Below are 23,652 nucleotides of genomic sequence, written 5' to 3'. Positions count from 1 at the left end.
TCGTCACCTCCCGACGGTGCACCGCCGTTTGATCGTCACCTCCCGACGGTGGGAGGCAAACAACCTCAGCCCACAGGCGCCTCTCCGACGCGCTCGCCAGCCACATCGATGAGGACCTTTCCCACGGTCCCCTCCTGAACGGCGTCGTGCGCCGCAGCGGTTTGGTCGAGCGGGAAACGGGTCAGCGGAAGGCCGTGCTCAGCACCGACAGCGAGCGCGCCATCGGCGAGCGCGGCGGAGACGGCAGAGACCGCTGCGCGCTTCTGCCCGTCGGTCACGGTGTAGGTGAGGATGAACTGGAAGCGCACGTTCTTGCTCATGCTCGGCCGCACCGGGACGGTGAGTACCTCGTCGTTCTTCGATGAGGCGTAGATCGAGACCGTCCCGCCGTTCTTGAGCGCCTTCAGATCGGATTCGAGGTTGGCAGCGGCGTTAACATCGACGATCAGGTCAACGCCCTGCTCGGCAACCTTGAGAACTTCCTCGGCGACGTCCTGCTCGTGGTAATTGAGGACGACGGCGGCGCCCGCCTTGCGCGCGAGATCGGCCTTCGCTTCCCCGCTGACTGTCGCAATGACCCTCGCCCCTGCCCACTTCGCGAGCTGGATCGCGGCGTGGCCCACGGCTCCCGCACCGCCCGTGACCAGAATGGTGTGGCCCTCGAGCGCTCCCGGCGCGAGCTGGTCGGGGCCGTGCTCACTCGCCGTGAGTGCACGGTGGGCGGTGAGAGCCGGAATCCCGACTGATGCTCCGGCGTCGAACGTCTCGCCGTCCGGAAGCGGGACCGCCTTGTGGCGGGGCACAACGACGTACTCCTGGGCCGTCCCCTCGGAGCTGCCGTGAGCGACGTCCCAGAGCCAGACCCGCTGGCCCGGTTCGAACCCCTCGGCCCCCGGGCCTACGGCGTCGACCACGCCGGCGCCGTCCTGATTCGGGACGTGCCAGCCCTCGAGCTTGCCGTAGGTCCCGCCAGCCCGGGCCTTCCAGTCTGTGGGATTGACGCCGGAAACAGCGATTCGGACGCGCACCTCGCCGTCGCCCGGCTCCGGGATCTCACGCTCCCGGAGCTCAAGGACCGAGGAGTTCCCCGTGCGGTTGTACATGATTGCCTTCATGGAGCGTTCCCTCCCCTTGATGCGGGCACCTCAACCCACCCTAGGTGAGAGTTGAATGCCGCGGCACCGTCGGGAGGTGACCAACGAACGGGCCCGCACCGTCGGGAGGTGACCAACGAACGGGCCCGCACCGTCGGGAGGTGACCCCTGGACGTCAGTCCTGGAAGTACTCGATCCGCGCCCCGATCGAGTTGAGTCGCTCGGCGAGATCCTGGTAGCCGCGCTCGATCACGTAGATGTTGCGCAGCTCGCTCGTGCCGCGCGCGGCGAGCATGGCCAGAAGGATGCACGCCGCCGGCCGGAGCGCGGGCGGGCATCCAACCTCGGCGGCCCGCCACTTCGTGGGGCCGTTGACATAGATGCGGTGCGGGTCGAGGAGCTGGATCTGCCCGCCCAGGCGGTTCAGCTCGGTGAGGTAGATGGCCCGGTTCTCGTAGACCCAGTCGTGGATGAGGGTCTGGCCGGTCGCGTTTGCCGCGATGACGGCGAAGAATGGCAGGTTGTCGATGTTGAGCCCGGGGAACGGCATCGGGTGGATCTTGTCGGTGGGGGCGACGAGTTCGGAGGGCAGTGTGGTGACGTCCACGAGCCGCGTGCGGCCGTTGCGGGCCATGTACTCGCCCGAGATCTCGAGCTTCTGGCCCATCTGCATGAGAGTCGCGAGCTCGATCTCCATGAACTCGATCGGCACTCGCCGAATCGTCACTTCGGAGTTCGTGACGATCGCGGCCGTGATGAGGCTCATCGCCTCGATGGGGTCTTCCGAGGGGAAGTAGTCGATGTTCTGCTCGATGCGCGAGCGGCCGCGGATCCGCAGGGTCGTCGTCCCGATGCCATCGATCTCGACGCCCAGGCTCTGAAGGTAGAAGCAGAGGTCTTGGACCATGTAGTTCGGCGAGGCGTTACGGATCACGGTGAGGCCCTCGCGATGCGCGGCGGCCATGATCGCGTTTTCCGTGACCGTGTCGCCGCGCTCGGTGAGCACGAACGTACGGTCGTGACGGTCCGCTTCGGGGGCCCTGACGGAGTAGAAGCCGTTCGAGGCTTCAACGTCGAGGCCGAAGGTCCGGAGCGCCTGCATATGGGGTTCGACCGTGCGGGTGCCGAGATCGCAGCCGCCGGCGTACGGGAGCTTGTACTCGCTGCGCTCGTCGAGCAGAGGCCCGAGGAGCATGATGACGCTCCGGGTGCGGCGCGCGGCCTCGACGTCCATGGCCTCGAGGCTCAGCTTGGCAGGACGGCGGATCTGGAGGTCACGGGGCTGCGCGCCGGGGGCACCCGGGAGCCAGGTGCACTCGACGCCGATCGAGGTGAGCACCTCGACGATGCGGTTGACCTCCTCGATCCGGGCGAGGTTGCGCAGAGTTGTGGTGCCCCGGTTGATGAGGCTTGCGCAGAGGAGCGCGACCCCTGCGTTCTTGGACGTGTTGACCTCGACAGCGCCGGAGAGACGGCGGCCGCCTTCGACCCGCAGGTGGGTCATCTTGGACGGCCCGATATTCAGGATCCTCTGCCCGAGGATGTTCTCGATGCGCTGGAGCATCTTGAGGCTCAGGTTCTGCTTGCCCTGCTCCATCCGGGCGACGGCGCTCTGGCTCGTCCCCAGCTCAGCAGCCAGCTGCCCTTGCGTCCATCCCCTGTCGCTGCGCACTCCGCGCAGGATCGCGCCGACGGTCTCAGCAGTCTGTTGTGCCATACCGCCAAAATATCACCTATGCGATAGCCGACCGCAAATCGACACGCCATTGGACACGTCCCACCGGTCTAGACCGGAAAAACGCCGTATCATGAGATAAAGATCCTGTCACTAATCGGTCACGACTGAGAGAACATTCCCGGCAGGATCCTTGAACCAGGCGATTCCGCGGCCCTCTCCGCCTTCACGGTCGCGCAGGATTCCGTTCTCGTCCAGCGGCATCTGCTCGCTGCTCGGATAGTGGTCGGTACGCACGCCTTTTTCGTGAAGCGAGCGGACGGCGTCGTCCACATTGGCGACCACGAGGTTCAGAACTGTGTGGCTCGCGGGCACGTGGTCCGGTTTCGGGTAGGCGAACACTTGGCCGCCGCCGGGGAGGGTCATCCGGAGCCCGCCCATGACTTCCTCGATGCTGAAACCGAGGGTCTCGGCGTAGAACTCGCGGGCCTTCGGAACGTCGTCGACGCTGAAGCTCGAGAACGAACCCACGATCTCAACCATCGCTGACTCCTTCGTTCGAGGTTCCTCCCGCCGCAACGATCTCACTCCCCGCCGTCGGCGCGCCATAGGCGACACGCCCAGGCTTGCTTCCTCCAACCCCTGATCGCGCCCTCACCCCCACACCACATTCCATGTCCCGAGCACGACGGCGGCCCCCACCGAGAGCGCGGCGACGCCAGCCCCTGTGACGATCACCCATGCGTCGAGGCGCGAGTAGCTCGATTCGCGGGCCCACGTGCGGGGGGCCGGCCGACCGTCCACGATCCCACCGAAACCGCGCGCCTCCATCGCTATGGCGAGCCGGGTCGCGCGCCGAATGGCTTGGACGAGCAGCGCGAACGCCTGGCCGAGGAACGCCTTGAATCGCGCGATCGGGCTGTGGCCGCTCCCGACGCCCCTGGCGCGGCGCGCGAGGCCGAGGGTCCGCCACTCGTCGACGAGGAGGCCCACGAGGCGCATCCCCGCAAGCGCGCCGAGCACGAACCGGGCCGGAAGGCGGAGCTTCTGGGCGAGGCCGTCGGCGAGGTCCGTGGGATCGGTGGAGAACAGGAGGAAGACGCCCGGGAGTGCGACGGCGAGGCCCCGGAGCCCGATCGCAACGCCCGTGAGCACCGAGTGCTCTGTGAAGACCGCCGGGCCGAGCTGAAGCCAGACCGGGCCGATCTTCGCCCCAAGCAGGGCTGTCGAGTACGCCGCGACCGCTGCCGCCGCGGCGAGTGGCCAGGTGCGGCGCAGGAAGGTCCCCGCCCGGACACCCAGAAGGGGCAGCATGAACAGCTCGCAGGCAAGTGCCACCGAGGCCGAGACCCAGTCGACACTCAGCAGCAGCGTGATCGTGATGCAGAGGGCCGCGGCCAGCTTCGCGACGGGGTTGGCACGGGTGAGGACGGAATTGGCGAGCTCGGGCGTGAGGATGTCGACGCTCATGCAACCGCCTCGACTCGTGCTGCCCGGCCGCCGTCCACCCGGTACACGGTGTCGGAGAGGGCGTTGGTGAAGTCCTCGTCGTGAGTCACGGCGAGCAGCGACGTGCCCTGCTCGAGCAGTTCCGCGAGGAGCCGGACGAGTTCGGCCCACGTCAGCGCGTCCTGCCCGAAGGTGGGCTCGTCGAGCACCAGGAGGCTCGGATCAGTCGCCAGCATCGTCGCAACCGAGAGGCGGCGCTTCTCGCCGCCCGAGAGCGTGAAGGGATTCGCCTCGGCCAGCCGCTCGAGGCGGAGCCGCTCCAAGAGTCCGTCGACGAGCGCCCGCACCTCCTTTTCGGGCCTTCGGGCGACCCTTCGCGGGCCGAATTCGAGCTCGTCCAACACTCGGGGGGTAAGGAACTGATGCTCGGGCTCCTGGAATACGGTGCCGATCCGGCTCACAAGCTCGCTTGAGCGCCAGCGGTGTGGGCTCGTCCCGGCCCCGCGGGCGAGCGCCGGGAGCGCCTCGAGACGGCCGCCGACGGCGGGAAGCAGGCCGGCGAGCGTGAGCGCGAGCGTCGACTTCCCGGCCCCGTTGGGCCCGGTCACGCTCGCGGCCCGACCCGCTCGGAGCACGAGGTCGATCCCGCCGACGACCGGCGGCGTCTTAGGCGAGCGCCCGACGGCGAGGCCCTGGGCGCTGAGCAGTTCGGCTTGGGGGTCGTCGTCCTGGGAGGACGTATCCCTCAGGGCACTCGGTGTGAGCTCGCCGGTGAGGGGATGCCAGCCGGGCACCCACACGCCCGCGGCGGCCAGCCGCCGTCGTACGTCTGCATCGCCCAGCACGCGCTCGGGTGAGCCGTCGGCAAGGAGCCCGCCTTCGCCGCTCAGGACGACAACGCGGTCCACGAGCTCCGCCCACACCGAGACCCGGTGTTCGACGACGACGAGCGTCGCACCCGTGCGGTCCACACTGCGCCGCACGGCCTCGCGGACCTCCTCGACGCCCTCGGGGTCGAGGTTTGCGGTCGGCTCGTCAAGGAGCACGAGGCCTGGGGCCATGGCGAGGATGCAAGCAAGGGCGAGCCTCTGCTTCTGGCCGCCCGAGAGGGCGGCTGTCGACCGGTCGATCGGGACGTCGAGGCCGACGTCGTCGAGCGCCCGATGGACTCGTGGCCAGATCTCGTCGCGTGGCACAGCGAGGTTCTCACAGCCGAAGGCGACCTCGTCGCCAACGCGGGCCATCGCGATCTGGCCGTCCGGGTCCTGGAGCACCAGGCCGGCGCGCCCCCGCGCTGCAGGTGCGGGGACGCCGTCGACCGTGAGCTCGCCCTGCTCCTCGCCCTCCTCCGCCGCCCCAAGGACGCCAGCGAGCGCGTGCAGGAGAGTCGATTTGCCTGCACCCGACGCGCCGAGCAGGAGGACCCGCTCACCGGGGGCGATATCGAGGTCGACGCCGCTCACGGCGAAGGCTTTGCGACCCGCGTGCCGCCAGCCCCAACCGCGAGCGTGGACGCGGGCCGGACCGGAAGGGAGGTGGGGCATCTCAGACGTCCGCGGCGCGCCCCGATGCGAAGGCGGAGAGGGCCCCGGTCTTCGCAAGTGCCTTGACCGCGAGCCAGCTCAGGAGGCCGGCGATCACGATGCCCGAGATCACGGCGAACACCGTGTACGCGAGCTGCCAGCCGAACTCCCACGTCGGGAAGAACTGGATGACCTCGCTCACGCCGAGGGCCAGGCCGGACAATCCGCCGGCCAGGAGCGCGACGCCGAGGTTCCAGCGACGGTACGCGAAGATCGCAAACGCGACCTCGGCCCCGAGGCCCTGGACAAGGCCCGAAAGGAGCACTGTGACGCCGAATTGCGAACCGAGGAGCGCCTCGACGACTGCCGCGAGGATCTCGCAGAACAACGCCGCTCCCGGTTTGCGGATGATGAGGCCGCCGAGGACGCCGGCGAGGAGCCAGCCGCCCGAGTAGAGGCCGCTGAGCGGCGCGAACGCGGCGGTGGCGACTTCGACTCCGGCGTAGGCCTGGTCCCACAGCCAGAAGATGACGCCGCACGCAACGGAGACGACGGCGGCGACGACGATATCGACGACGCGCCAGGACGCCGTGGGCTTCTTGATGGTGGTGCTCATAGTTTCTCCCCCTGGGATCAGGAGGGGCGGCAGTGTGACTGCCTGAGAACTCGACTCCCTTCGCCGGTATTAGCCGGAGCAGGTTCGAGGGTCTGCGGTGGTCCGCACTCTCAGCGCCCTCTGCCTCCGGTATGCCCGGCGGCACGGCGCTCCCCTGTCGTATGAAGTGGAGCCAGTCTACCGCTAGGCTGAGCGGGAAAGCTCTGGCTGGCTGCAGGACTGTACCGGATGCGAAGGAGAGACGGACGTGACGGTGGTCATCAAAATGCTCGGGACGGTAATCGGCATCGGATCCGGCTTCGTGGCGACGAAGGTGCTTGACAAGGTTTGGGAGAAGGGCACCGGGCACAAGCCGCCGAAGGACCCGACGAATCTCGAGGCCAGCCTCCGCGACACGCTCGTGTTCGCCCTCGTCGCTTCCGGCGTCGGCGCCGTGGTGCAGGTCTTCACTCAGCGCTATACCCAGAAGGCAATTGCGCGCTTCAACAACTCGCCTGAAAAGGTCTAGGGTCCAGACCCCTATTCTCGTCTTCTTCGCGGAGGTTTGTTTCCTCCGCCGAGCAGCGGCAATGAGCGACCGGTCGTGAAGTTCTGGGAAGATTCCATGACAGCTACACCCAGATGTCATAAAATCTTCCCATGGCTCCAAGAACGGGACTTGTTGATCGTCTCCCAGCAGGGGTGTTCACCCTCCGAGACGCCGTGGCCTCTGGGGTCTCGAAGTCGAGTCTGTACCGGATGGTCGCGTCCGGCACTGTCGAGATGATCGGGTCGGGACTGTTCGCAGCCGAAGGCGCCTTGGAAGGCGACCCAGACCTGCTCGAAGCCGCCCACAAGGCCCCGCAGGCCACCATCTGCCTCGCCAGCGCCCTGGCCAGACATCAGCTCATCGACGAAATCCCGTCAGCGGTCGACCTTGCCCTCCCGCGGGGGAAGACCCCTCCCGAACTCACCGCCCCCGTGAGATGGCACGTCTTCGACAGGGGAACCTTCGCGCTCGGCCGCTCGATGGTGAAGATCGAGGGCAGCCATGGCGCCGAGATCGGCCTCTATTCCGCAGAGCGATCCATCGTTGACGCGTTCCGCCTGCGTGGCACCGTCGGCTACGAGACGGGCGTCGAAGCCCTGCGCAACTGGCTGCGGCGCCGAGGCGCGCAACCTTCCCAGCTGATGGAGATCGCATCCGCCTTGCCTCGCGCAAAGGGACCTTTGCGACAGGCCCTCGAGGTCCTCTCGTGACCGACGGCAGATCTATCTACCTTCAGCTGAGGAATCTGGCCCGGGACCGCAAGAGGCCACTGGACGAACTGATCGTCCTCTACGGCCTGAAGCGATTCCTCGCCCGCTTGGGCCGCAGCCCCTACGCCCGCGACTTCTGCCTCAAGGGCGGAATCCTGCTGTCCGCGCATGCGCTCCGGCGCCCGACGCGCGACATCGACATGCAGGCCCTCGACTTCGAACTGGACGTCGAGCACATCACTACGGTTGTGGGAGCGGTGTGCGACATCGATGCCCAGGATGGGCTCGAGTTGGACCCCGGCTCGATGGCTGTCGAGCCGATACGTGAAGAAGACGAGTACGAAGGCCTGCGTGTCAGCCTTAGTGCACGCGTCCACACGGCGAAGATCCAGATCAAGCTGGACGTCAGTACCGGCGACCCCATCTGGCCGAAGCCCGAGCAGGTTGAGTTGCCAGCCCTGCTCGGCGGCTTCGTCGAGATCCAGGGTCACCCCCTCGTGACTGTGATCGCTGAGAAGACAGTCACGATGCTCCAGCGCGGGACGACGAGCATTCGCTGGAGAGACCTTTTGGACATCGGCGTAGTGGCGGATCGTTCCAAGTTCGAGGCCGGGGAGCTGCAGGAAGCAGTTGGGCGAGTTGCAGCGCACCGGTCGGTCCAAGTTGTCCCGCTGGCTCCACGGCTCTCGGGTTATCAGGAGGTCGGTCAGGTGAAGTGGGCAGCGTGGCGGAGGAGGCAAAAGGTTGAGCACCTGTGCCTCGGAGACCTCGGCGAGCAGGTCGAGAGGGTCCTCGCGTTCGTCGGGCCGGTCTTCGACGGAACCCTCAAGGCAGGTTCCATTTGGGACCCTGGCTCTCAGGCGTGGTCCTGATTCCTCCGTAGACGGCGCCTGGAGCTTTCAGCGACCCGCCACGCTACCCCTCGTCGGCCCGCTCCACGCGGGCGACGACGTCGTCGAGCTCGTCGACGGTGAGCCGAGCCTTGTCGACGTGCTTGGTCCGGTACCCAGCCCTTCCGACCATGTGGGCCGAGACCGGGACGGTCAGCAGCTGGAAGATCCACGCGACGACGAGCAGCGGCACGAGCGCCCATGACCGCAGCTCGAGTCCGAGCGCCGTCAGCAGGAGCAGTGACCCGAGCACCTGGGGCTTCGTCGCGGCGTGCATCCGGGTGAGCAGGTCGGGAAAGCGGAGGAGGCCGATCGCCGCGCCGAGCGACATGAGGGCACCGAGCACCATCAGCACCCCGGCTACGATGTCCACGACCGAACTCACATTCACGGCCGCCTCCGGTCCTGCACAAACCGTGCCACGGTCACCGAGCCGACGAAACCGATCAGCGTGATCGCCACGACGAGGGCGAGATTGTCGGTGTTACGGCTGACCGCCATGTTGACGATCAGCCCTGACGCGAGGACCACGAGCAGCACGTCCGCTGCGAGCACGCGGTCGAGGAGCGCAGGCCCCTTGATCATCCGGACGACGGCGCCAAGCGCCGCGAGCGCGAGCAGCACGCTGCAAACGAGCACGCTTCCGTCGAGGAACGTCACCGGCCCGCCTCCCTTCCTGCCGCGGAGGAATCCGGCCCCAGCAGCGCCTCCTCATCGCGCAGCACCTTCAGGTCCTCGCGAGACCCCATGATCCGGATGAGTTGCGCCTCGGCGGCGAGCACGGAACGCCGCAGCTTTTCGGCGGCCGCCACGTCAGGAACGTCGATGCCGTGGACGTAGAGGGTTGCATTGGCACGGTCCACGTCGACGATGAGCGAACCGGGGATGAGTGAGGTCGCGTGTCCAGTCGCGGTGACCATGAGGTCGCTGTGGGTCCGCAGCGGCACGGCGACGATTGCGCTGCTCGCTCTCGGTCCCGTCACGAGGGCGAGCCACAGGAGCCTCACACTGGCGTCGATGACGTGCCAGAGGAACACGAACGCGAAGCGCAAGGCATGGAGCACGTTGAACCGGCCGTTGAGCTCAACCGGCGGCAGGTACAGGAACCGCGTCACGAGCAGCGCGAGCACCAGCCCGAACACGAGGTTCCCGACGCTGAAGTCCTGCCAGAGGGCGCCCCAGACAATCACGAGCCACGCGAGCAGGGGCAGCTCGGTGCGGAGCGAGATGCGACGAACGGGGCTCATGGGCGCGCCACCCCTGCCTGCGCAGCCTGTTGAGCGGCCTCGTGGGCGGCGTCCTGTCCCAGCACTGCCGTGATGTACGGGGTGCGGTCGAGCATGTCGTTCGCCGCTTGCTGGCTCACGCTGAAGAGCGGGCCGGCGAACACCGTCAGCGCGAGGCCGAGGGCCACTAGGCCCGCCGTCGCGCCGACCATGGCACGCGGCATCGAACCCGGGTGCGGGTTGGCGAGGAGCGCGCGGTCGGGATTCTCGGCGTCGTCCGGAGTTCGCCAGAAGGCGCGCGCCCACACGCGCGCGAGCGCAAGGAGCGTCAGAAGGCTCACCGCCACGCCGGCGACGACGACGGCGAGCGCAAGCGGGGTGCCTAGCGACACACCCGCCTGGATGAGACCAAGTTTCCCGAGAAAGCCGGAAAGCGGGGGGATCCCGGCGAGGTTCATCGCGGGGAGGAAATAGAGGAGGCCAAGCAGCGGGGACAGCTTCGCGAGGCCGCCCAGCCGGTCGATCGAGGCGGACCCGGCACGCCGCTCGATCAGCCCTGCGACGAGGAACAGGGAAGTCTGCACCGTGATGTGGTGCATGACGTAGAACACGGTGGAGGCGAGCCCGATCACCGAACTCATCGCGAGCCCGAACACCATGTACCCGATGTGGCTCACAAGTGTGAAGGACAGCAGGCGCTTGATGTCCGTCTGGGCCAGCGCGCCCAGGATGCCGACAACCATCGTGAGGAGCGCGACCACCATGAGGGGCGCATTGAGCTGGTCGCCGGGGAACAGGAGCGTCTCGGTGCGCACCATGGCATACACGCCGACCTTGGTGAGCAATCCGGCGAACACTGCCGTGACCGGGGCGGGAGCGGTGGGATACGAGTCGGGGAGCCAGAACGAGAGCGGGAACACCGCGGCCTTGATCCCGAACCCGAGGAGCAGCATGACGTGCAGGAGCAGTTGCATGCCCGGCCTCAGGTGCCCGAGCTTCACCGCGAGGTCCGCCATGTTCACGGTGCCGGTCGCGGCGTAGACCATCGCGATGGCGATGAGGAACAAGAGTGACGAGACGACGCTCACGACGACGTAGGTCACCCCGGCGCGGATCCTCGCCGTCGTGCCCCCGAGCGTGAGGAGGACGTAGCTCGCGGTGAGGAGCATCTCGAAGCCGACGTACAGATTGAAGAGGTCGCCGGCCAGGAACGCGTCCGAGACCCCCGCTATCAGGATGAGGAAGCTCGGGTGGAAGACGGAGATCGGGCCGTCGCGGTGGTCTCCATCGGCCACGCCCTGCGACACCGCGTAGATGAGGACCGCGAGGCTCACCGAACTCGAAATCACGAGCATGAGCGAGGAGAACTGGTCCACGACGAGCGTGATGCCCCACGGCGGGACCCACTCGCCGATCGGCACAGCGACCGTCCCGCCGCCCCAGACCGATGCCAGAAGCGTCACCTCGAGTGCAAGGGTGAGTGCGACGACGCCGATGCTCACGATCCGCTGCGCGCGCTCCTGCCGCAGGAGCACGAACGTCACCGCCGCGCCGAAGAGCGGGAGGACGACGGCGAGTGGCGCGAGGCTGGCGAGATTCACTCGGGGTCCTCTCCATCGCGGGAGACGCGGTCAGAAGTCTGGCCGTACGCCGCATCGCCGTCGAGCGGGGCGCCGGCCGCGTCCCGCGCCATGACCTTCTGGCGTGCGCTGTGCACAGCCGCCCGATCGGCGGCTGCCGCCTCCTCGCGGTCCATGAACTCACTGACGTCCTCGGGAAGGATCGCGTCCTCCTCCGGCTGCGAGCCGGTCTGGGCCGCGACTCGCCGGTCCTCGAGATCGTCCGCGACCTCGTCTCCTCGGCCGAGCTGCCAGGTCCGGTAGACAAGGGCGAGCATGAAGCCTGTCACGGCGAACGAGATGACAATCGAGGTCAGCACGAACGCCTCTGGGAGCGGATCGGTGTATGCCCGCGGATCGGTGCCCTTGGCGAAGAACGGCGCCAGGCCGGCATAGCCGCCGGTCGTCAGGAGCAGGAGGTTCGCGCCGTTCGTCAGCATCATGAGGCCGAGGAGGACGCGCGTGAGGCTCCGCTCGAGCACGAGGTAGATCCCGCACGCGAAGAGCACCCCGGAGATGATGAGCAGTGTCAGATTGGGGTTCATGCGCGCTCCCTCTCCTGCTCGCGCTCACTCCGATTCCGCAGCTCGCGAGCTGCATCGGCGTGCGCCTGATCCTCGAGCTGCTCGTCGATCCGCGAGCCGAGGCTTCGCAGGACGTCGATCACGAGGGCGACGACGATGAGGTACACACCGACGTCGAAGATCGTCGACGTCACGAACTTCACGTCGCCGAAGACGGGCAGCCACATGCTGATGATCGCGCTCTGGAGGATCTGGCCGCCGACGAGAAGCGGAACCGCGGCGGAAAGCGCCGCCGTCGCAAGCCCTGCGCCGAGGAGGATGCCCGGGTTGAACGGCGCGGCCTCGTGCAGCTCGAAGCGGCCACCGGCGAGGTAGCGGATCGTCAGGGCGATCCCCGCGACGAGTCCGCCCGCGAACCCGCCGCCCGCACTGTTGTGGCCTGCGAGGAGGAGATAGATCGAGAAGAGCACCATCCCGTGGAACACGAGCCGGGTAATGACCTCGAAGATGATCGAGCGCCGCTCAGGCGCGAGGGTCCGGCCGGCCACGAGCCAAGCATCGCGCTCGAGAGAAGCGAACGTCCGGGCGACCGCGAGCTCTGCTCCGCCGCGCGAAGTGGGGTCGACGCCGCGGACGCGTCCGATGCTCCCCGTCTCGACCTCGTGCGTGGGGCCTGGACGGCGCCCGCGGTGGCTGATGAAGATGAGGCTCGCGATCCCGGTGGCGGCGAGGACGAGGACGGAGATCTCCCCAAACGTGTCCCACGCGCGGATGTCTACGAGGGTGACATTGACGATGTTGTTCCCGCCGCCCTCGTTGTAGGCGAGTTCGGGGAACCGCAGCGAGATGGGCGCATCGGTCCTCGCCCCCATCGCGAACATGCCGGCGAACACGATCACCGCGCCGAACAGCACGGCGATGATCACCCGGGTAACGCGGTAGCCTCCGCCGGTTCGCCCGCGCAGCTGTGCGGGCAGCCGACGCATGCCGAGCACGAACGCGACGAGCACGATCGTCTCGACCAAGAGCTGGGTCATCGCGAGGTCGGGCGCGCCCTGCAGCGCGAAGATGAGAGCTATCCCGTACCCCGTGACGGAGACCATGAGGACCGCGAGGAACCGTTTGTTGGCCCGGACCGCTGCGAGCGCCCCGATCACGATCCCAACGCCGATGATCGCCTGCAGCGGCGATTTCGGGTCCACGAAGTAGGCGCCTCCGGGGATGGCCGGGCGCGTGAAGAGCATGACGACGAGCGGCAGGAGCGTCGCGATCGAGAGGATCACCGCGAGGTAGAAGAAGAGCGATCCGCGCTGGGTGCGGCCCGTCACCCAGATCGCGGCGTCGTCGACGGCACCGACGAGGCCGCGGTAGGCGCGCTCGGCGTCGGGCAGCCCCGAGAGCGCGACCTGGAGGCGGTACACGGGATCGCGGGCCCAGAACAGCAGCGCCCCGCCGGCCCAAGCGGCCACGGAGAACGCGAGCGGCAGCTCGAAGCCGTGCCATGCCGAGAGATGGCTAGCGGCGTGCGAATACGGGCTCACCCAAGCGTCGACGGGGGCCGGCCACACTCCATACACGAGCCCGAGCACCGCGAGAATCAGCGGCGCGGCGACGAACAGGGGTGTGACTGGCTTGAAATGCGTGTCCGAGAGGCCGCGTTTGGGTGCGAACGTGCCCCACACGAAGCGCGCGCTGTACGCGACCGTAAGTGCGGAACCGACCACGAGCGCTGCGAGCACGGCCACTCCCGCGAGCGCGGAGAGCGGTCCGTGCGCGCCGAACGCCTCGGTGAACGCCGCGAAGATGCTCTCCTTCGCGACGAATCCCCCGAAGAGCGGGAGACCGGCCATCGACGCCGCGGCGAGCACCGCGAGGACTGTGAGCCGTGGCGCGCGGCGGAACAGACCCGAGAGCCGCCGGATGTCGCGCGTTCCCGTCTGGTGGTCGACGATCCCGACGATCAGGAAGAGCGCGGCCTTGAAGAGGGCGTGGGCGACGACGAGCGCGAGCCCCGCGAGCGCCGCCTCGGGGGTGCCGAGGCCGACGACGGCGATCATGAATCCGAGCTGGCTCACCGTGCCGAACGCGAGGAGCAGCTTGATGTCGGTCTGCCGAAGGGCCCGGTACCCGCCGACGAGGAGGGTGGCCGCCCCCAAGCCGAGGACGACGGGCCGCCAGAAGGGCGTGTCCGCGAAGCCTGGCGCGAGCCTCGCCACGAGGTAGACCCCGGCCTTCACCATCGCAGCGGCGTGCAAGTAGGCCGAGACTGGCGCCGGTGCGGCCATTGCCGCAGGCAGCCAGAAGTGGAACGGTACGAGCGCCGACTTGCTCAGCGCGCCCACGAGGAGCAAGAGCGCGCCCGCAGCGATAACCCCTGAGGTGCCGGGCGCCGTCGTCAATCGGCCTGCATTGGCGAGGATCTCCGAGATGCGGTAGGTGCCTGCCGCCGTCCCGATCATGACGATCCCGACGAGCATGGCGAGGCCGCCCGCCGTCGTCACGATGAGTGCCTGAACCGCCGAGCGCCGCGCCGCGAGCCGGGTGCGCGCGAAGCCTATGAGGAGGAACGAGAGGACGCTCGTGACCTCCCAGAAGACGTAGAGGGAGACGAGATCGTCCGCGGCGACGAGGCCGAACATGGTTCCTGCGAACGCGAGGAGCTGCCCACCGAACCCGCCGAGGCCGTCGTCGTCATCCTTGAAGTACCGCGAGCAGTAGGCGAGGACGAGCGCGCCCACGCCCAGGACGAGCAACTCCATGACCCACGCAAGGGGATCGATGCGGAACGCGACGTCGAAGTGCAGCGCGGGGACGAACGGATACGTCTCGACGAGGCCGCCACCATGTCCAGTGCCGTAGGCACTGCCGTGTTGGAAGACGAGCCAGACGAGGGAGAGCGCGGGCACCGCCGCGAGGATCAGGAACGACGCGCGGCCCCAACGCCGGAAGATCCAGGGCGCACCAGCCGCCACTGCATAGTGCAGGGCGATGACTGGTACCACAGGGCGCCTCCGCTACGTCAGTCGGTATCGAGTCAAAGGAAGTTGGAGTCGGGCGATCATCAGTTGGGTTCGGTGCTCCGGGAACTTCACCCTATCAAGCGCTAGCATGCGAGCTATGTCGACTGCCGCGCCGCAGCCCTCGGAGCTCGAGCTCCAGATCGCCCCCGTCCGTAAGGGCCAAGTCCTCGCTTGGGCCTCGTGGGACTGGGGGTCCGCGGCCTTCAACGCCGTCATGACCACATTCGTGTTCACTGTATATCTCACGTCCTCCGCCTTCGGTGGTTCCGATCACGCTTCCTCAGTGCTCGGCCTCGCGCTCGGCATCGGCGGCCTCCTCATCGCGCTGCTCGCCCCCGTTTCCGGCCAGCGTTCAGACGCGGGCGGCCGCCGCAAGCTGTGGCTCGGGATCCACACGGGCGTCGTGGCGCTCCTGACCGGGCTGTGCTTCTTCGCGTATCCGCGGCCAGAATTCCTCTGGTACGGAGCCGGCCTCATCGCTGCCGGCCACGTGTTCTCCGAGCTCGCAGGCGTCAACTACAACGCGATGCTTCAGCAGATCGCGACACCGAAGACCATCGGCCGAATCTCCGGTCTCGGCTGGTCGGCCGGGTACTTCGGCGGCATCGTCGCACTCCTGCTTGTCCTCGTCCTGTTCGTCCAGCCCGTCTTCCACTGGTTCGGATCCTCGACGGCGGAGAGCCTCAACATCCGGCTCGTCGCCGTGTTCTCGATGCTGTGGATCGTGGTGTTCTCCCTTCCGGTCATGTTCTCCGTGCCGGAAGTACGACGGCGGCGCGCAGCCAAGCTGGGCGTTGTCGCCTCGTATGCACTGCTGTTCCGGAGGATCCGCGCGATCTGGCAGACGAGCCCGCACACGCTGTACTTCCTCATCGCGAGCGCTGTGTTCCGCGACGGGCTCGCTGCGGTGTTCACGTTCGGCGGGGTGATCGCGGCCGGCACGTTCGGCTTCTCGCTGAGCCAGGTCATCTTCTTCGCGGTCTTCGGGAACGTTGTGGCGGCCGTGGGGGCGATTCTCGGCGGGGTTCTGGATGACCGCATCGGTCCCAAACGTGTCATCATCGGGTCCCTCATTGGGCTCTTGATCGCGGGCTTCGCAGTGCTGGCGCTCGGAAATGAGACCTACCATCTCGGCGGGTTCACGTGGCCAGGAGCGGCGACCTTCTGGGTGTTCGGCCTGTTCCTGTGCCTCTTCGTCGGCCCTGCCCAGGCCTCAGCCCGCGCCTATCTGGCCCGGCTCGCGCCCGACGGGGAGTCCGGCGAGCTGTTCGGCCTCTATGCGACGACCGGCCGGGCCGTGAGCTTCCTCTCCCCCACCCTCTTCAGCCTGTCCATCGCGGTCGCAACGCCCCTCGTCGCCAGCGGGCAGGCCCAGCGCTGGGGCATCCTCGGCATCATGGTCGTGCTCCTCGCGGGCCTGCTCGTGCTGCTCCCCGTGCGGCCGCCGGCAAAGGTCGCGACCGCCGTCGTCCCCGAACTCTAGCCGTCCAACCGTCACGTCCCGACGGTCCTGCCCCATCCAACCGTCACGTCCCGACGGTCCTGCCCCATCCAACCGTCACGTCCCGCGGCCCGCTGGATTGTCGGTGGCCCGGATTAGAGTTGTGGCATGAACGTGGAAGAGACCGAACTTCCCGGATTCGGCGTGCGCAAGGACTTCATGACGCAGTCGGGGCGGCGTATCGGCGTCGTCACTCACCGCGACGGCGAAACCGAGCTCATCATCTCGACGTGGGACGATCCCGATTCCTGCCAGGCGTCGATCCCCCTCACAGGGGATGAAGCGACCGCCCTCGGGAACCTTCTGGGGAGCCAGCGGATCGTCATGCAGCTCACCGAGGAGCACAAGGAAGTTCCCGGGATCGTCACGCGCCAGTTCACGATCCTCCCTGACTCCCCGTACCGCGACCAGCCGATGGGCCGAGCGAGCATCCGCACTCGCACAGGCGTTTCGATCGTGGCGATCATGCGTGAAGGCGAGGTCGTGCCCTCGCCGGGACCCGACGTCGTCCTTCGCCGGGGTGACCTCGTCGTCGCCGTGGGGACCGAGGAAGGGCTAGAGCAAACCGCAACGATCCTGCGCAACGGCTGACCCATGGACCCGCTCGCGCTCGCACTCATCGAGCTCGGGGCAGTCGTGTTCGCCCTCGGGCTACTCGCGCGCCTCGCCGGGCGGATCAGCATGTCCCCGATACCGCTCTACCTGCTCGGGGGCCTCATCTTCGGTGCCGGGGGTCTCGTCGACCTCAGCGGGGTGCGAGAGTTCTCGCACTTAGCCGGCGAGATCGGCGTCATCCTGCTGTTGCTGCTGCTTGGACTCGAATACACGGCGAAGGAGCTCTTCACTGGGCTGCGACGCTCCTGGCAGGCCGGCGTGGTGGACGCAATCCTCAACCTGGCGCCCGGTGTCGGGATCGCGCTGCTCCTCGGTTGGGGACCCATCGGCGCAATCGTCCTCGGCGGCGTGACCTACGTTTCGTCCTCCGGCATCGTCGCCAAGGTCATCACCGACCTCGGCCGGCTCGGCAACCGGGAAACCCCGACCATCCTCTCGATCCTCGTCTTCGAGGACCTCGCCATGGCCATCTACCTGCCCATCCTCACGGCCACGCTCGCCGGCGTGAGCTGGTTCGGCGGGCTCCAGACGGTCGCCATCTCGCTCGCCGTCATCACGGTTGTGCTCGTGGTCGCGCTGCGTTTCGGGAATCAGGTCTCGCGCGCGGTCCACAGCGAGAATTCCGAGGTCTTCCTCCTCAATGTCATGGGGCTCGCGCTGCTCGTGGCGGGGTTGGCTTCCGCGATGCAGGTCTCCGCGGCAGTGGGCGCCTTCATGCTCGGCATCGCCATTTCAGGCACGACGGCGCACCTCGCCTCCCGCCTGCTCGAGCCACTCCGCGACCTGTTCGCCGCAATCTTCTTCGTCGCGTTCGGGCTCAACACCGATCCCCGCTCGATTCCGCCGGTGCTCGGCTGGGCGCTTCTCCTCGCCGTCGTCACGTCGCTCACCAAGATCGGCACGGGGTGGTGGGCGGCAGCGCGGGCCGGGATCGGCATTCCGGGCCGGGCACGAGCGGGCGTTCAGCTGATCCCGCGGGGCGAGTTCTCGATCGTCATCGCAGGCCTCGCGGTGACGTCGGGCGCGGTCTCGAGCGATCTCGCAGCGCTCGCAACCACCTACGTGCTGCTCATGGCCGTCATCGGCCCGCTCGGGGCACGGTTCGTTGACCCCGCCATGCGATCGATCCAGAGCCTTCGCCGCAGTCGCAGCGCGCGCAAGGAAGCGACCGCCCCGATCCCCTGAGTCGATTCGGAGGCTACTCCTGACGGGGACGCCCGAAGGTCCACCAGGCCGCGGCTCCCACCACACTGCCCAGCACGAGGATCACGACCCACGCGTCGCGCGGGAGGGTCCGCACACCTCGAGCGTCGCTTCGCGCGAAGTCGAGGATGGAAATCGCCCAGAACGCGAGGCCGCCGGTCAGCACAAGCACCGGCATCATCGCCACGACCGCAGCGCCGCTCATGGCGCAATTGTGCCCTCTCTGGGCAGACGTTCATAGGGGTCTTGGTCCCGCCTGCTCCCGTCACCTACCGCACGATGATGACGTCGAGCGTTCGGGGACCGTGGACGCCTTCGACACGTTCGAGCTCGATATCGCTCGTCGCCGACGGGCCCGAGATAAGCGTCAGCGGCCGAGTCGGGTCCAGCCTCGCGAAGCCCTCAGGCACGATCCCCACGATCGTCTCCACGGGGACCACGCACACGTGATGATCCGGCACGAGCGAGATCGCTCGCCGACCTTGGTCCGGCGAACCGTCCAGGACGATCGTGCCGGTTTCGGCGATGCTCACCGCCGACGAAGTCACCACGGCGTCCAGCTCGTCGAGACGGTCGACGGCGATCGGAGCCTTGCGCGAGTCTCTCACCGCCGCAGCTGCCAGGCTCGGATCGAGCCACTCGGAGGGAAGGCCCTCGGGGACAACGAAACGCTTGCCCTCCAACCGGGCTCGGATCGCTTCGGCGAGTGCATCCGGTCCCACGACCTCGACGCGTGCCTTGTAGTCAACGAGCCGATCGATGAGGAGCTCGACGAGGGCGTCCTCGTCGAGACCCGAGGCTGTGCGATAGCTCCGCCGTCCGTCGCCGAGGTCCGGTGATCCCGCACCCCGGGTACCCGTAGGGGCAAGCGAGTCGGTGACAGGCTCCGGGGCGCCGAGCGCCTCCCGGACGCGGGCCAGAATTTCCTCGCGAGCGCTCATTCTGCACCACCCCTCGCTGCGCCGTCGCCTTCGCCCGGTGCGGCACGCTTCTTCCACCAGCTCCGGAACGACTCGCTCGGCGGGGCCGGCACGTCGCGGCTCTGGGTCCAGCCAGCGGCGAGGCCGGGCAGCCGAGAGATCTTCCCGTCACGTCCCGCGAGCGCCCGCGCCACGGGGAGGCCCTTTTCGAGCAGACCGAGCCGGTCGCCCGACGAAAGCGCCCAAGAAGCCGCGCCGAGGGCGACGTCCATCTGGGTGGGCAGGGCCCGCCGTCGTCCGTTTGACTTTCCGTCAGCGCCCGACGACGCCGGGCCGCGCCCATGCTTCGCCTCGACATCCTCCCCGCGGAGGTACACGAGGATCTCGGGGATGTTGATCTTGACGGGGCACGCATCGAAGCAGGCCCCGCACAGCGACGACGCGTACGGGAGCGACGAGTTCTCCTCAGCCTCGACGCCAGTGAGCAGGGGCGAAAGAATTGCGCCGATCGGGCCCGGATACGTCGAGCCGTAGGCGTGGCCACCCGTCCGCTCGTAGACGGGGCACACGTTCATGCAGGCAGAGCAGCGAATGCAATGAAGAGCGCCGCGGCCGTGACGGTCTGCAAGCGCACGGGTGCGGCCGTTGTCGAGCAGAACCACGTGAACGTTCTGCGGCCCGTCGCCAGGTGTCGCCCCCGTCCAGAGCGACGTGTACGGATTCATTCGCTCCCCCGTGGAAGAGCGCGGGAGGAGCTGCATGAACACCTCGAGGTCTTGAGCCCGCGGGAGCACCTTCTCGATCCCCATGACCGTTATGAGCGTCTCCGGCAGCGTCAAGCACATGCGCCCGTTGCCCTCGGACTCGACGACGCCCAAGGTCCCCGTCTCGGCGATGCCGAAGTTCGCGCCCGAGATCGCGACCTTGGCCGAGAGGAACTTCCTGCGCAGATGCGCCCGGGCTGCCATGGCGAGGCGGCGCGGCTCATCCGTGAGTGAGCGGTCGACGCCGGGCATCTCCTTGAGGAAGATGTCGCGGATCTCGGTCCGGTTCTTGTGGATCGCGGGGACGAGGATGTGGCTTGGCTTGTCGTGCCCGAGCTGGACGATGAGCTCGGCCAAGTCTGTCTCGATCGCCGAGATGCCGCGCTCCTCGAGGTACTCGTTGAGGCCGATCTCCTGGGTCGCCATCGACTTGACCTTGACGACCTCGCTCGAGCCCGTTTCGCGGATCAGGCCCTCGACGATCCGGTTTGCCTCGGCGGCGTCGCGCGCCCAGTGCACCGTGCCCCCACGGGCAGTGAACTGCTCCTCGAACTGGGTCAGGAGCTCGGGCAGCCGCGACATGGCCTCGGTCTTGATCGCGGACCCCGCGTCCCGCAACGCCTCCCAGTCGGGGAGCTCGGAGACGACGCGGAGGCGCTTGTCGCGAATGGTGTGCGTTGCGTGGCCCAGATTCGCGCGGAGCTGCCCATTGCCGAGTTCGCGGTGCGCCGCTTTGGGAAAGGGTTCGGTGGCGGAGATGTTGCCGAAGCCGCGAGGGGGAAGGGCGGGCATTCCGAGACTCACTGCCGTCATCGCGCACCTCCCGCCAGCGCGAGGGCCCCGTCGAAGCTCAGGGGATTCTCGCGGGTCGAGGCAAGCACCTCCGCGAGGTGGACGGTCCGCACTGGAGCTCCGGACTCCGTCGTGCGCCCCTCGCGGGAAAGGCCCCCGCCGATGTGCATGAGGCACGAGACATCCCCACCCGCGCACGCCCCGGCGCCGGTCCCGCAGATGTTCTCGACCTTGTCCGCGAGCATCGCCGATGAGACGTCCGCGTTCTTGATGGAGAAGGTGCCGCCGAAGCCGCAGCACTGGTCGGCTTCGGGGAGGGCAACGACGTTGAGCGCCTCTACCGTGCGCAGCAGGCTGAGCGGTCGGTCGCCGAGACGCAGGAGCCTCATCCCGTGGCAAGAGGGGTGATACGTGATTGCGCCGGGGAGGTAGGAGCCGAGCTGAGCAGCGGCATCCGTGACGCCGAGGACGTCGGTGAGGAGCTGGCTGAGCTCGTAGGTCCGCTCGCCCACGGCGTCTGCGCGGGCCTCGAGGGTTGCGTCGGCGCGCTTGTCTCCCCTCTCAACCGCCCACCGGGCCACCATCGCGTGCTGATGCTTCACCGACGCGACGCACGATCCGGAAGGTGCGACGGCCACGTCGTACTCGCCAGAGTTGAACCCGGATTCGAACGCTCGCACATGGTTCTCGACCACGGGAAGGGCCTCTCGGAAGTAACCCGAATTCAGGTGCATCTGCCCACAGCACGCCTGCCCCGCCGGAAACACGACCTCGTGCCCGAGCCGCTCCAGGATCTGGACCGTGGCCTGCGCGACGCGCGGGTACATCGCGTCGACGATGCACGTCGCGAAGAGCGCAATCTTCATGGTGTCCTCTCCGGCCCGGGCAGGAGGACCGGACCATGTGGTCTGACCATAGTGTCAGGCATTCCGGGCCGCCGCAATCTTCTGGCCCTCGCGCTCCAGCCCACTTCTGAGACCATCAAAACCGTGTCGCACCCCGACACGCCGCTGATCGGCCAGTACGGCCAGCAGAAGTGGGCCAGAAGGCGAGGGCTCGGAGCGCTGCTCGGCCTACGGCAAGATGTAGACATGCCTGTTGAACGTGCGAGCGAACGCGCCCATGACGCTGTCCTGCGGCACATCGAGGACAGCCTGCGGTCCGGGGGGCTCAAGCTGGGCGATCGGCTGCCCGGCGAGCGGGCCCTTGCCGAGCAGTTCGGCATCTCGCGAGCATCGGTACGGGATGCGATCCGCGCACTCGAAGTGATGGGCATCGTTCGTTCGGCGACGGGTTCGGGTCCCAACGCCGGCACCATCGTGGTCTCGGACCCGTCCTCAGCGCTTGGCTCGGCGCTGAGGCTGCACGTCGCAAGCCAGCGCCTGCCCGTGAAGGACATCGTCGAGGCACGGGTCATGATGGAAACGTGGTCTCTTGCCCACGCCGCCGACGCCGAGTGGGAGCCGGGCCAAGCGGAGGAGGCTCGCCGCCTGCTCGAGGCCATGGACGATCCGGGCCTCCCCTCGCCGGCATTCACGGCCCTCGACGCGCAGTTTCACGTCGCGCTCAGCGCACTCGCAGGCAACTCCGTTGTCAGCACGATGATGGATTCGCTGCGCGAGTCGATCCGCGGATACGTCGACGATGCGGTCAGCACGCGAGGCCAATGGCACGACATCGTCGGCGAACTGCGCCGGCAGCACTGGGAGATCCTCGAGGCCGTCGAGGCGCGCGACGGCGAGCGCGCCGCCCGGCTCGTGCAGGAGCACATCGAGTGGTTCTACGCCCGAACTCTCTGAACGGTCAGACCGGGGTGCGGTGGAAGTTGAGGTAGCTGCGTGAGGCCGTCGGGCCACGCTGGCCCTGGTAGCGGTTGCCGTACGCCCCGGAGCCGTACGGATGCTCAGCGGCCGAGGTGAGGCGGAAGAAGCAGAGCTGGCCGATCTTCATGCCCGGCCAGAGCTTGATCGGCAGGGTCGCGACGTTGGAGAGCTCAAGGGTCACGTGGCCTGAGAACCCTGGGTCGATGAAGCCAGCCGTGGAATGCGTGAGGAGTCCGAGCCGCCCCAGGGACGACTTTCCTTCGAGGCGCGCGGCGATATCGTCAGGCAGGCTCACCGTCTCGAAGGTTGAGCCGAGCACGAACTCGCCGGGGTGGAGGATGAACGGCTCGTCGGCACCCACCTCGACGAGCCGCGTCAGCTCGGGCTGCTCGAGCGCCGGGTCGATGTGCGCGTACTTGTGGTTGTCGAACAACCGGAAGAACCGGTCGATCCGGACGTCGACGCTGGACGGCTGGACCATCGCCGATTCGTAGGGCGTGAGGACGATCCGCTGGGCGTCGATCTCGGCTCGGATGTCGCGGTCGGAGAGGAGCACCTCCCCAAAATACCGTAGGGCGGGGCGGCATCGAGCGTTCACAGCCGCTTGGCGGGCAACGGACGACGTCGGCGCCCAGCTCTTCCGGGCCCGTCGCCAGTGAGTGGAGTCCAAATATTTCGTCCACATTTTGGCCATCTATCCAACATGCGGACCCCTCTTGTCTGAATCAGGGTCCATGTGGCACAAGCCACGTGGCCTGTGGCACACTGTCGCCTCGGAAACTCTGTCCCTTCCGAAATGAGTCTTATGTCGTCCCCCAAGCCCGAGTTCGACCACGTTGAAGATGGCGGCCATGCGCATTCGACGGATCATGTGATCCATGCCGAGGACGCCGGCTACCACAAGGGCCTCAAGGCCCGCCAGATCCAGATGATCGCGATCGGCGGGGCCATCGGCACCGGCCTGTTCCTGGGCGCCGGCGGCCGCCTGGCCGCCGCCGGGCCCTCCCTGGTCCTCTCCTACGCGATCTGCGGCTTCTTCGTCTTCCTGATCCTGCGCGCCCTGGGCGAACTCGTCCTGCACCGGCCCTCCTCCGGGTCCTTCGTCTCCTACGCCCGCGAGTTCTTCGGCGAGAAGGCAGCCTACGTCTCCGGCTGGTTC

25 protein-coding genes and 1 riboswitch are annotated in these 23,652 nt (G+C 67.7%); of the genes, 8 read left to right on the top strand and 17 right to left on the bottom strand.

The annotated features are described in order from the left end of the window. Positions 1-65: 65 nt before the first annotated feature. The 6 genes from LK10_RS11725 to LK10_RS11700 all read right to left on the bottom strand — a co-directional run bounded on the left by LK10_RS11725 (position 66) and on the right by LK10_RS11700 (position 6,357). Positions 66-1,115: an NADPH:quinone reductase gene (locus LK10_RS11725; protein ID WP_043123873.1), complete on the bottom strand. Its 1,050-nt coding sequence runs from the start codon at positions 1,113-1,115 to the stop codon at positions 66-68. A gap of 154 nt (positions 1,116-1,269) precedes the next feature. After that, the gene (locus tag LK10_RS11720; protein ID WP_043123871.1) at positions 1,270-2,811 is read right to left on the bottom strand and encodes a UDP-N-acetylglucosamine 1-carboxyvinyltransferase; all 1,542 of its coding nucleotides are present in this window, start codon (positions 2,809-2,811) and stop codon (positions 1,270-1,272) included. 111 nt (positions 2,812-2,922) lie between these two features. Beyond that, complete coding sequence (locus LK10_RS11715) at positions 2,923-3,312, bottom strand: VOC family protein (protein ID WP_043123869.1); 390 nt, start codon at positions 3,310-3,312, stop codon at positions 2,923-2,925. Between the two features lie 111 nt (positions 3,313-3,423). Beyond that, on the bottom strand, positions 3,424-4,239 hold the full coding sequence (locus LK10_RS11710) for an energy-coupling factor transporter transmembrane component T family protein (RefSeq protein WP_043123868.1): 816 nt from the start codon (positions 4,237-4,239) through the stop codon (positions 3,424-3,426). After that, positions 4,236-5,762, bottom strand: a complete 1,527-nt coding sequence (locus LK10_RS11705) for an ABC transporter ATP-binding protein (RefSeq protein WP_043123866.1) — start codon at positions 5,760-5,762, stop codon at positions 4,236-4,238. The genes LK10_RS11710 and LK10_RS11705 overlap by 4 nt, the downstream gene beginning before the upstream one ends. 1 nt (position 5,763) lies before the next feature. Continuing rightward, entirely contained in the window at positions 5,764-6,357 is a 594-nt protein-coding gene (locus LK10_RS11700; RefSeq protein ID WP_043123865.1) for an ECF transporter S component, read from the bottom strand. Positions 6,358-6,395: 38 nt separating this feature from the next. Beyond that, positions 6,396-6,523, bottom strand: a riboswitch (TPP riboswitch). Between the two features lie 81 nt (positions 6,524-6,604). Between LK10_RS11700 and LK10_RS11695 the strand changes: the two genes are divergently transcribed. From LK10_RS11695 to LK10_RS11685, 3 genes are all read left to right on the top strand, one after another. Beyond that, a complete protein-coding gene (locus LK10_RS11695) occupies positions 6,605-6,865 on the top strand; it encodes a DUF4235 domain-containing protein (protein WP_043123863.1) in 261 nt (86 codons plus the stop codon). Between the two features lie 131 nt (positions 6,866-6,996). Further along, positions 6,997-7,596, top strand: a complete 600-nt coding sequence (locus LK10_RS11690) for a type IV toxin-antitoxin system AbiEi family antitoxin domain-containing protein (RefSeq protein ID WP_081998477.1) — start codon at positions 6,997-6,999, stop codon at positions 7,594-7,596. Further along, complete coding sequence (locus LK10_RS11685) at positions 7,593-8,468, top strand: nucleotidyl transferase AbiEii/AbiGii toxin family protein (RefSeq protein WP_052207250.1); 876 nt, start codon at positions 7,593-7,595, stop codon at positions 8,466-8,468. Before LK10_RS11690 ends, LK10_RS11685 begins: the two co-directional genes overlap by 4 nt. A gap of 43 nt (positions 8,469-8,511) precedes the next feature. On the opposite strand, the gene mnhG is transcribed toward LK10_RS11685, so the two are convergent. Genes mnhG through LK10_RS11655 form a run of 6 tightly spaced genes read right to left on the bottom strand, consistent with a single transcriptional unit; the run spans position 8,512 to position 14,857 of the window. Further along, positions 8,512-8,877 carry a monovalent cation/H(+) antiporter subunit G gene (mnhG, locus tag LK10_RS11680; protein ID WP_043123858.1) on the bottom strand — a complete coding sequence of 122 codons (366 nt, stop codon included), beginning with the start codon at positions 8,875-8,877 and terminating at the stop codon, positions 8,512-8,514. Next, positions 8,874-9,146, bottom strand: coding sequence for a monovalent cation/H+ antiporter complex subunit F (locus LK10_RS11675; RefSeq protein WP_231567739.1), 273 nt, complete (start codon positions 9,144-9,146; stop codon positions 8,874-8,876). Before LK10_RS11675 ends, mnhG begins: the two co-directional genes overlap by 4 nt. Further along, positions 9,143-9,733: a Na+/H+ antiporter subunit E gene (locus tag LK10_RS11670; protein ID WP_043123856.1), complete on the bottom strand. Its 591-nt coding sequence runs from the start codon at positions 9,731-9,733 to the stop codon at positions 9,143-9,145. The genes LK10_RS11675 and LK10_RS11670 overlap by 4 nt, the downstream gene beginning before the upstream one ends. After that, positions 9,730-11,313, bottom strand: coding sequence for a Na+/H+ antiporter subunit D (locus LK10_RS11665; RefSeq protein WP_052207249.1), 1,584 nt, complete (start codon positions 11,311-11,313; stop codon positions 9,730-9,732). The genes LK10_RS11670 and LK10_RS11665 overlap by 4 nt, the downstream gene beginning before the upstream one ends. After that, a complete protein-coding gene (locus LK10_RS11660; protein WP_081998475.1) occupies positions 11,310-11,876 on the bottom strand; it encodes a Na(+)/H(+) antiporter subunit C in 567 nt (188 codons plus the stop codon). Before LK10_RS11660 ends, LK10_RS11665 begins: the two co-directional genes overlap by 4 nt. Continuing rightward, complete coding sequence (locus tag LK10_RS11655) at positions 11,873-14,857, bottom strand: Na+/H+ antiporter subunit A (protein WP_043123855.1); 2,985 nt, start codon at positions 14,855-14,857, stop codon at positions 11,873-11,875. Before LK10_RS11655 ends, LK10_RS11660 begins: the two co-directional genes overlap by 4 nt. A gap of 115 nt (positions 14,858-14,972) precedes the next feature. Here LK10_RS11655 and LK10_RS11650 point away from each other — a divergent pair, with 115 nt between their 5' ends. The 3 genes from LK10_RS11650 to LK10_RS11640 all read left to right on the top strand — a co-directional run bounded on the left by LK10_RS11650 (position 14,973) and on the right by LK10_RS11640 (position 18,176). Beyond that, entirely contained in the window at positions 14,973-16,358 is a 1,386-nt protein-coding gene (locus LK10_RS11650) for an MFS transporter (protein ID WP_043123853.1), read from the top strand. A gap of 126 nt (positions 16,359-16,484) precedes the next feature. Next, positions 16,485-16,967 carry a cation:proton antiporter regulatory subunit gene (locus LK10_RS11645; protein ID WP_043123851.1) on the top strand — a complete coding sequence of 161 codons (483 nt, stop codon included), beginning with the start codon at positions 16,485-16,487 and terminating at the stop codon, positions 16,965-16,967. Positions 16,968-16,970: 3 nt separating this feature from the next. After that, positions 16,971-18,176, top strand: a complete 1,206-nt coding sequence (locus tag LK10_RS11640; RefSeq protein WP_043123850.1) for a cation:proton antiporter — start codon at positions 16,971-16,973, stop codon at positions 18,174-18,176. A 13-nt stretch (positions 18,177-18,189) separates the two neighbouring features. Here the strand turns inward: LK10_RS11640 and LK10_RS11635 are convergent, their stop codons facing one another. The 4 genes from LK10_RS11635 to LK10_RS11620 form a co-directional block, all read right to left on the bottom strand. Beyond that, positions 18,190-18,399 carry a PLDc N-terminal domain-containing protein gene (locus LK10_RS11635; RefSeq protein WP_052207248.1) on the bottom strand — a complete coding sequence of 70 codons (210 nt, stop codon included), beginning with the start codon at positions 18,397-18,399 and terminating at the stop codon, positions 18,190-18,192. Positions 18,400-18,463: 64 nt separating this feature from the next. Continuing rightward, positions 18,464-19,135, bottom strand: coding sequence for a LutC/YkgG family protein (locus LK10_RS11630; RefSeq protein WP_043123847.1), 672 nt, complete (start codon positions 19,133-19,135; stop codon positions 18,464-18,466). Then, positions 19,132-20,691 carry a lactate utilization protein B gene (locus tag LK10_RS11625; protein WP_052207247.1) on the bottom strand — a complete coding sequence of 520 codons (1,560 nt, stop codon included), beginning with the start codon at positions 20,689-20,691 and terminating at the stop codon, positions 19,132-19,134. Before LK10_RS11625 ends, LK10_RS11630 begins: the two co-directional genes overlap by 4 nt. Next, positions 20,688-21,536, bottom strand: a complete 849-nt coding sequence (locus LK10_RS11620; protein ID WP_043123845.1) for a (Fe-S)-binding protein — start codon at positions 21,534-21,536, stop codon at positions 20,688-20,690. The genes LK10_RS11625 and LK10_RS11620 overlap by 4 nt, the downstream gene beginning before the upstream one ends. A gap of 123 nt (positions 21,537-21,659) precedes the next feature. Between LK10_RS11620 and LK10_RS11615 the strand changes: the two genes are divergently transcribed. Beyond that, positions 21,660-22,469 carry a FadR/GntR family transcriptional regulator gene (locus LK10_RS11615; RefSeq protein ID WP_231567738.1) on the top strand — a complete coding sequence of 270 codons (810 nt, stop codon included), beginning with the start codon at positions 21,660-21,662 and terminating at the stop codon, positions 22,467-22,469. A 4-nt stretch (positions 22,470-22,473) separates the two neighbouring features. Here the strand turns inward: LK10_RS11615 and dcd are convergent, their stop codons facing one another. Beyond that, a complete protein-coding gene (gene dcd / locus LK10_RS11610; protein WP_043123842.1) occupies positions 22,474-23,049 on the bottom strand; it encodes a dCTP deaminase in 576 nt (191 codons plus the stop codon). A gap of 249 nt (positions 23,050-23,298) precedes the next feature. On the opposite strand from dcd, the gene LK10_RS11605 reads away from it, so the two are divergent. Beyond that, a partial coding sequence (locus tag LK10_RS11605; protein WP_043123840.1) for an amino acid permease occupies positions 23,299-23,652 on the top strand: 354 nt, incomplete at its 3' end.

Origin of the sequence: Sinomonas humi, assembly GCF_000802235.1 — a bacterium.
Classification (GTDB): Bacteria; Actinomycetota; Actinomycetes; order Actinomycetales; family Micrococcaceae; genus Sinomonas; species Sinomonas humi.
Note: the sequence above shows the minus strand (reverse complement) of the source record. Positions and strands in the feature narration are given on the sequence as shown.

What these genes read in the sequence shown, in the direction of transcription:
- LK10_RS11625 (WP_052207247.1), bottom strand. Translation starts at nt 20,691, where the DNA reads ATGACGGCAGTGAGTCTCGGAATGCCCGCCCTTCCCCCTCGCGGCTTC.
- LK10_RS11720 (WP_043123871.1), bottom strand. Translation starts at nt 2,811, where the DNA reads ATGGCACAACAGACTGCTGAGACCGTCGGCGCGATCCTGCGCGGAGTG.
- LK10_RS11715 (WP_043123869.1), bottom strand. Translation starts at nt 3,312, where the DNA reads ATGGTTGAGATCGTGGGTTCGTTCTCGAGCTTCAGCGTCGACGACGTT.
- LK10_RS11630 (WP_043123847.1), bottom strand. Translation starts at nt 19,135, where the DNA reads ATGAGCGCTCGCGAGGAAATTCTGGCCCGCGTCCGGGAGGCGCTCGGC.
- LK10_RS11670 (WP_043123856.1), bottom strand. Translation starts at nt 9,733, where the DNA reads ATGAGCCCCGTTCGTCGCATCTCGCTCCGCACCGAGCTGCCCCTGCTC.
- LK10_RS11640 (WP_043123850.1), top strand. Translation starts at nt 16,971, where the DNA reads ATGGACCCGCTCGCGCTCGCACTCATCGAGCTCGGGGCAGTCGTGTTC.
- LK10_RS11635 (WP_052207248.1), bottom strand. Translation starts at nt 18,399, where the DNA reads ATGAGCGGCGCTGCGGTCGTGGCGATGATGCCGGTGCTTGTGCTGACC.
- LK10_RS11725 (WP_043123873.1), bottom strand. Translation starts at nt 1,115, where the DNA reads ATGAAGGCAATCATGTACAACCGCACGGGGAACTCCTCGGTCCTTGAG.
- LK10_RS11650 (WP_043123853.1), top strand. Translation starts at nt 14,973, where the DNA reads ATGTCGACTGCCGCGCCGCAGCCCTCGGAGCTCGAGCTCCAGATCGCC.
- LK10_RS11705 (WP_043123866.1), bottom strand. Translation starts at nt 5,762, where the DNA reads ATGCCCCACCTCCCTTCCGGTCCGGCCCGCGTCCACGCTCGCGGTTGG.
- LK10_RS11620 (WP_043123845.1), bottom strand. Translation starts at nt 21,536, where the DNA reads ATGAAGATTGCGCTCTTCGCGACGTGCATCGTCGACGCGATGTACCCG.
- LK10_RS11690 (WP_081998477.1), top strand. Translation starts at nt 6,997, where the DNA reads ATGGCTCCAAGAACGGGACTTGTTGATCGTCTCCCAGCAGGGGTGTTC.
- LK10_RS11645 (WP_043123851.1), top strand. Translation starts at nt 16,485, where the DNA reads ATGAACGTGGAAGAGACCGAACTTCCCGGATTCGGCGTGCGCAAGGAC.
- LK10_RS11710 (WP_043123868.1), bottom strand. Translation starts at nt 4,239, where the DNA reads ATGAGCGTCGACATCCTCACGCCCGAGCTCGCCAATTCCGTCCTCACC.
- LK10_RS11660 (WP_081998475.1), bottom strand. Translation starts at nt 11,876, where the DNA reads ATGAACCCCAATCTGACACTGCTCATCATCTCCGGGGTGCTCTTCGCG.
- LK10_RS11700 (WP_043123865.1), bottom strand. Translation starts at nt 6,357, where the DNA reads ATGAGCACCACCATCAAGAAGCCCACGGCGTCCTGGCGCGTCGTCGAT.